This window comes from Bacillus sp. BPN334 (genome assembly GCF_008368885.1).
Lineage (GTDB): Bacteria > Bacillota > Bacilli > Bacillales > Bacillaceae_G > Bacillus_A > Bacillus_A wiedmannii.
Window position 1 is genome coordinate 37,634 of the sequence record NZ_QOZW01000017.1, and the last position, 6,422, is coordinate 44,055.

Annotated in this window: 7 protein-coding genes and 1 pseudogene; all 8 read right to left on the minus strand. The window is 34.3% G+C overall.

Features of this window, described 5'->3' with window-relative positions:
• Nucleotides 1-29: 29 nt before the first annotated feature.
• A complete protein-coding gene (locus tag DN393_RS24635; RefSeq protein ID WP_149174040.1) occupies nucleotides 30-926 on the minus strand; it encodes a hypothetical protein in 897 nt (298 codons plus the stop codon).
• A 21-nt stretch (nucleotides 927-947) separates the two neighbouring features.
• A complete protein-coding gene (locus DN393_RS24640) occupies nucleotides 948-1,526 on the minus strand; it encodes a MerR family transcriptional regulator (protein ID WP_149174041.1) in 579 nt (192 codons plus the stop codon).
• A 13-nt stretch (nucleotides 1,527-1,539) separates the two neighbouring features.
• Nucleotides 1,540-1,779 carry a hypothetical protein gene (locus tag DN393_RS24645; protein WP_179958538.1) on the minus strand — a complete coding sequence of 80 codons (240 nt, stop codon included), beginning with the start codon at nucleotides 1,777-1,779 and terminating at the stop codon, nucleotides 1,540-1,542.
• A 65-nt stretch (nucleotides 1,780-1,844) separates the two neighbouring features.
• Nucleotides 1,845-2,978 carry a bifunctional lytic transglycosylase/C40 family peptidase gene (locus tag DN393_RS24650; protein ID WP_149174043.1) on the minus strand — a complete coding sequence of 378 codons (1,134 nt, stop codon included), beginning with the start codon at nucleotides 2,976-2,978 and terminating at the stop codon, nucleotides 1,845-1,847.
• 4 nt (nucleotides 2,979-2,982) lie between these two features.
• A complete protein-coding gene (locus DN393_RS24655; protein ID WP_149174044.1) occupies nucleotides 2,983-4,920 on the minus strand; it encodes a VirB4 family type IV secretion system protein in 1,938 nt (645 codons plus the stop codon).
• Between the two features lie 15 nt (nucleotides 4,921-4,935).
• Nucleotides 4,936-5,757, minus strand: a complete 822-nt coding sequence (locus tag DN393_RS24660; protein ID WP_149174045.1) for a hypothetical protein — start codon at nucleotides 5,755-5,757, stop codon at nucleotides 4,936-4,938.
• A 14-nt stretch (nucleotides 5,758-5,771) separates the two neighbouring features.
• Nucleotides 5,772-6,059 carry a DUF5592 family protein gene (locus DN393_RS24665; RefSeq protein WP_002130425.1) on the minus strand — a complete coding sequence of 96 codons (288 nt, stop codon included), beginning with the start codon at nucleotides 6,057-6,059 and terminating at the stop codon, nucleotides 5,772-5,774.
• 47 nt (nucleotides 6,060-6,106) lie between these two features.
• Nucleotides 6,107-6,422 (minus strand): annotated as a pseudogene (locus DN393_RS24670) (hypothetical protein); the annotation flags it as partial.

Genomic DNA, 6,422 nt, shown 5'->3' on the forward strand with positions numbered 1-6,422 from the left:
ATGTCTCCATCACGTCCCTATATTTTTTTTCACTTTTTATTAACTTCCTGTGCTTTTTCTTCTAGCTTTTTGATCTTATCTCGTGCAATTTTTTGTTCTCCTTTAAACAATTCAACGTTCTTTTCTGATGATTTTATTTTAGATTCTAAGGATGCTATTTTCGATTGCGTTTCCGTTTTTTCCGCTTCGGTTTGGTACTTCATTTCATCTTTTAGTTCTTTTACTTTCTCATAAACTGTCTTCGCATTTTCTTCTTCCAGTTTGATTGCTTTCCCATAATTTTTGATCTTTGTTTCTATATCTTTTTTGTCTCTTTCTATAAAATCTAGCTCATATGTTTTTTTATCTTCAGCTAACAATTCATCATTTGCTTTTGTTTTTCTTTGATCGGTAAAAATCGTCTGAACTAATTTATTCGGACTTTTTGTTGATGCATTTTCTTCTTCATATTCGTTAACATCTTGCGTGAATTTACGAATATCCATTTGTTCTTTTTCACCGTTTTTATTGTAAATATCGAAAGCTAACGCTCCCCAATTCGGAGATAACTCTTTTACTTCCACCACATAATTTCCGTTCTCTTCATACAACACTTTGACAGGTAATTGAACACCAGACTTTGCTTTTTCTTGTGCTTTAAACGTAAATCCTGTTTCCTCATACCCTTCTATTCGAAAGCGAATTTGTATAAAGTTTTTGTGTGGATTGTATTCCCTTTGTTCTACAATCAATTTCCCCATACCCGACAACTTAATTACTTTATTTGTCTCTGTATGGAATAGTTTTTCATCGTTTGGCATGTAAATTTTAGATGTCAAGAAAGCGAAAAAACCCAAAAATAGAAAGCTGATAATCGTTAAGTATATCCACGACTTATTTTTTCTTAGATTGATTCTTTCACTCTTCCTACCAATTGCACCTATCACACTCTCACCCCACCTTTTTCGTTATAAAACTTTCATATTGAGTTCTTCTACACTCGTAACTCGCCATGTTTCCTTTTCTTTTTTTATGATGATTCGCAACACATTGTTTACTTTTTCTTCTCGATTTTGCGTTGAATCTGTCGTGACATTTATAAATTCAGCTAACACATGTACCTCCTCTTTATCGGGTTCATTTTCTTGTAAATAAAACTTCATTTCTATTGGTTTCGTTTTATACGTATCTCCTAATTCGTATTTATCAGTTGGATAAAATTGTTGTAATAGTTCTTCACTCATAATGGATTTTGCTTTTTCTTTCCGCTCATTGTAGCCTTCTTTTTCTCGATGAAATGATAATTGAATAAACGTTTCGGCTGTCGATAAGTACGCTCTTCTCTGTTGTTCTTGTGCTGATGGAAGCACCTTATCAAGTCGTTTTTTTAAGTCTTCATTTTGTTTTGTTAGTAATTCATTTGAAAGTTTTAACTGTTTTTCCTTTCCATCACTCATTGATTTTTTGCTCAAATAGATATTAAAAGCTGTCACACCTACAACTAAAATGACAAACACAATAAACATAAATTTTCGTTTATCTTGCATATCCATTCCTCCTTTACATGATTCTATAAATTAAAATACCTGTACAAAAACAAAGAAGACATAACAAGATTAATAGCATTAGTTCTGTCTTCTTTTTAAATAATGTGGTCATTTTCCCTTTTGTAGCTTCCTCTAAAATTTCATCATTAACTGCAATAAATACCGTAAGTGCTAACAACGGAACCGAAACGATTAAATCAAGCCCATAGTTAATATTGCCACTCACAAAACCTAATACTAAATTGACAACCATAACCACTACTAACAGATATACTTTTGATCTATTTAACGACAACATTTTTTCACACTCCTATTTTTTTAGAATCGCCTTACATGACCAGAAAAGACTTTTTGCCAATACGGATTATTTAAATCTTCAATGGCAACCCCTTTATTTGTTTGGCATCCAATGAAAGTATTTTTATCAATTACAATGCCAACGTGTCCGTCATGTTTGTAGGTATCAAAGAAAATAACGTCACCTGGTTTCATATCATTTGCTGATACTTTTGTACCGATTTTATTTAATGTTTCCGTACTTACAGCTCCTATCGGACTGGTATACATCCCTACTTGTTCGAATGCCCAGCGTACAAAACTTGAACAATCAAAAATTCCTCTTGCAATGTCATTTGTGTTACGTCCTCCACCAAATACATACGTAGAACGCCCTATCCATTGGCGACCTACATCGGCAACTTTTGAACCACTACTTCCTCCACTTCCTGGATTTCCTCCTCCACCAGAAACAACAGAACCCGGCTGATAATACTTTAAAACTGCGTCAACGTACAATATATCGCCATAACACGCGTCAAATGGAACGGCTTCTGGTCTTAAACAATGGTACATTCCTGTATGCTTCACTTTTTGATACTGTTGTTGTGAAAATTTGATTGCTAATTCTTTCGTATACTTGCCACCATTTGCACCAACAAAATCAAAAAATCCTGTTCCAAAATTGTAAGCTTGAAGTGCTGTTTTGATATGATCCATGTCCCCTGGACTCGTTACTCCGGCTCTTTCTATCGCATGTTTAAACTCCTGTACACCAGCCCAAATACTGTAATCTGGATCTGTAATACAGTTTGGTGATTTACAATATTTCGTATTAAAAGCACCCTCTGATGATTGCATCGGATCGCTGCCACGCCCTCCGCTTTCCTGCATCATTTGTGCAAGCATTAAAGCGACAAACGGTTCTACGCCAAAGGCTTTCGCATGCTTCCGAATCGTAGGTTCCCATTTTAAAACTTCGGGTGAAACATTCATGACTTGCCCTTCACCTGTATACGTAATATCGCCTGCGTCTGCGTCCGTTCCACTCTCTCCACCCATTGCCGCAATAAAAATACTCATAACTCCAAGTAAAAGAAAAGAAAAAAGACCCATCACAATTAGAGCTAAAGTGATGAGCCATTTCCTTGGTATAATCTTTAAAACTAGATGCATGGTATTAAGCACCTCCCCCGAATAACATCAATTCTTCGTCTGTTACTTCTACATGAAAATGAATGTTTTTTACAGCCCCAATACTTAAAATGACATCCCCTGTTGGCAAATGTGGAATGGCTGCAATCTCACTTTCACTTAACTGTCCTGCAAATACTTTTCGTAACATGTCTAAACTGTTATTATCTTGTTGCATGATAAATTTGTACTGTGTAAGTTCAAATAGCTTTTTAATTTCATCAATCATTTCTTGTGAAGATCCTTCCGGTACAAAATCTCGAATCGTGTGACTTGCATATAAAAGACCAGCAAAATATTTTCGGTCTTCTCGGCTAAATTTAATTAAAAATTGTAAAGCGTGAGCACTCTCTTTTCGCGTGTTGATAATATGATGTGCTTCGTCAATAATAATGAAATATCGAATGACATCTTCAAAAGCAATTTGCTTTTTGTTAAAGGCTCTTAATTGAGGAGCACCATTTGAAATCATTTCATCCCAAAGAAGATTTAACACATTAAAGATTTGCGCCTGAAACACTTCTGGTTTAGAACTGGATATATTCCGTAAGGAAAAAGATACAACTTGTTCTTTCTTGAAATCTTCAATTGTAGAATGTCCATCGAATAATTGTGCATACACTTCTACTAGGTTCATAAGATTTAATTCAATTAATTCTAAACGATGGATTCTACTGTCTCCTAAATTTTCATGGTGTTTTTTACTTTCTACATCTTGATATAATTCGTTACGAACAAAATTTAAAAAATCAGAGAAGATAGGGTATTCTTTCGGTTTTCTTGTTGTAATTTCATTTGTTACTCCCTTTTTATCATTCCATAATCCCATACGAATATATAATTTTCGAAGCAAATTTTCATACTCTTTAATTTCATCATCTTTTGCTTCTGGTGCAATAAAGCGATAAAAAGTTGTCACTTTGGATAAATGCTGAATGAAACTAACTTCCTCACTTTCTGCTGTCTTATACACTTGAAGTGGGTTAATTTGACCTTGCGATCCATCTAATGCAATTGTTTTTCCATTCAAGTCACGTACTGTTTCCTCAAATTCACCTACAATATCAAAAATACGGATAAAATGTCCCTTACTTGCATAATCCACAGCTTTCTTTTTTAGTAAGGTGGATTTTCCAGCACCAGGCTTTCCAACCATTACACCGTTATAACTCTTTCTTTGTTTGTCTTTATGAAAAATATCAAAAATAACATTTCCTTTTGTTTTCGTTGTTCCATAATACGTACCGTATGGATCGTTCAAATAAGAATAGTGAAATGGACACCCACCAGCTAAACTGACTGCCGGAATTTCTTTTCCTTTTCTTCGGTTCACATAATTTTTTTGTGTATCAAAGCTCGTTACGAGTGCATCCCATTCATACTCTTGTTCATTTAAAAAGACAGCTCCTCGAAAGTTATAAGATTCTAATGTTTCCATGATTTCTTTTACCTGTTTTTCTAACTCATCTAACGTTCTAGCGGAAACATAGATACGGATATGAATACGTTTCATGACCTCACCTTGTTTCAAATCCGTATAGAGAGCTTCCAGCTCTAAAAATTCATTTTTTGCATCAATCCGATCTATATTATCCTTTGCTGTATCATGCCGAACACTTTGTTCACTCATGGATTTATTAATAGATTCAACGACTTCTTTTCGATCATCACTCATTACATCTAATGTTGTGATCACATTTGGCATATTCATAATTTGCTCTAACCAAAAATCATTTACTTCTGTTGGATAATCATAGACATGAATGCAAGTACCTAATCCCTCACCTGTTTGCACGTAGTTTTCTTTAAAGCTGATTCCCCCTTGTGGCTGAACCCTAGCCACTAAAAAAGGGTTATAACCTTTCTTCTTTTTTAGTTCCTCTTGTTTTTCTTTTTTGGATTTTTTACTTTTGAACGCAAACATATTGTTTCCCCCTTACTACCATATATTTTTCGTTCCTAATTTTGCATTTTGATTAAACAACTTAAACATAAGCTCTAACTTTTTCTCTTCATCCACCTCTAATAGTTCAGTAGAGCGTTTGATATATCGTTTTGCTGCATCTACACGTTCTTTTACGATTAATTCTGTTTCTCCGTAAATAAATAAGAAGGCTTCCCGATTGGTTCTGCCCCATTCTAAAAACTGAAGTTCTTTTAACTTTTGATTTAAAATTCGTTCATACAAAGGACTGGTACATTCTTTAATTTTCTTCTCCATATATCGTTGTTGTTCAGTTGTTTGACATGGGAAGTTTAAAAAAACAAGTTTAATGGACTGTTTGTAGGCTTGATAAAAATAAGCATGTGAAAAAATGACAAATGCTTGTTCGTCGCTATTCTTAGAGAACATATCGTCACCTTCCACTTGAAGAATTTCTAAAAACTCCTCATTTTTCAACTCAAATATGCCATCCTCCGTCATATCTACGATTTGCATAATTTCCGCAATACTTTTCTTTACCTTTGGTGGCGCTTCTTTCTTTTTTCTAGATAAAAAACCTAACAGTTTTGTATTTTTCTTTTTCGAAACATCTTTTTTTGGCTTTTCTTTCTTCTGTTTTTTTACTTTTGGTTCTACTTTTGGTTCTACCTTTGGTTTTTCTTCTTTCTTTTTGTTGGGTACCACCTTCACAATTTCTTTTGGTTCAGAAAGTGATTCTTTTACATTTTTTTCGTTAAATCGAAATGCTGTTTTCTTCGGCACTTCTAGTTGTTTTGGCTCTTCTTTCTCCACATCTTTTTCGCTGAATAACGCCATATGTGATCCCTCCCTTATTGATCGTTATCAATGGCGCAATATGCACCTTTCCTTCTTAACAGTGTAATAATCAAAACTTCATACATTCGTTTTTGAGGATTCGTACTTGGTCGCCAAATCATAATAATTGCAATAGCTGCCATGAAAATAACAAATGGTAACTGAAAGGAATCATGTACGAAATTCCTAAGAATCATCGTTACAACCAATAAACCAATTAATAAAAAGAAATCTATTAAATAAAGCACTTTATTAATCCTTAATTCTGTACTGATTTCCTTCGGAATCCGATAGCTTCTCATCGGGATTCCCTCCTTTTCGACAATAAAAAATAAGCGTACGATTACGCTTATTTTTTATCTGTATCATTTTTATTTTTGCTCACGATATCTCTCCAACTTTTACCTGTATTTTGACCCATCTGATAAAAACGCTTTGTATTCTGTACCGTTTCAGAATTATGAATCCGTTCTTGCACTCCTCTTACCTTTTGTTTCACCGATGATGTAGTATTTTTAACTTTATCCGTTGTATATTGTCCTAATGTCCGTGTTTCTTGATTTCTACTTGCTGCCACTTCTTTATCACTTTCATAAGGAATAATTGGGCTGCTATGTGTCACGGTTACGATGTCGGCTGATGCTGGACTTCCTCCACTTGGCACT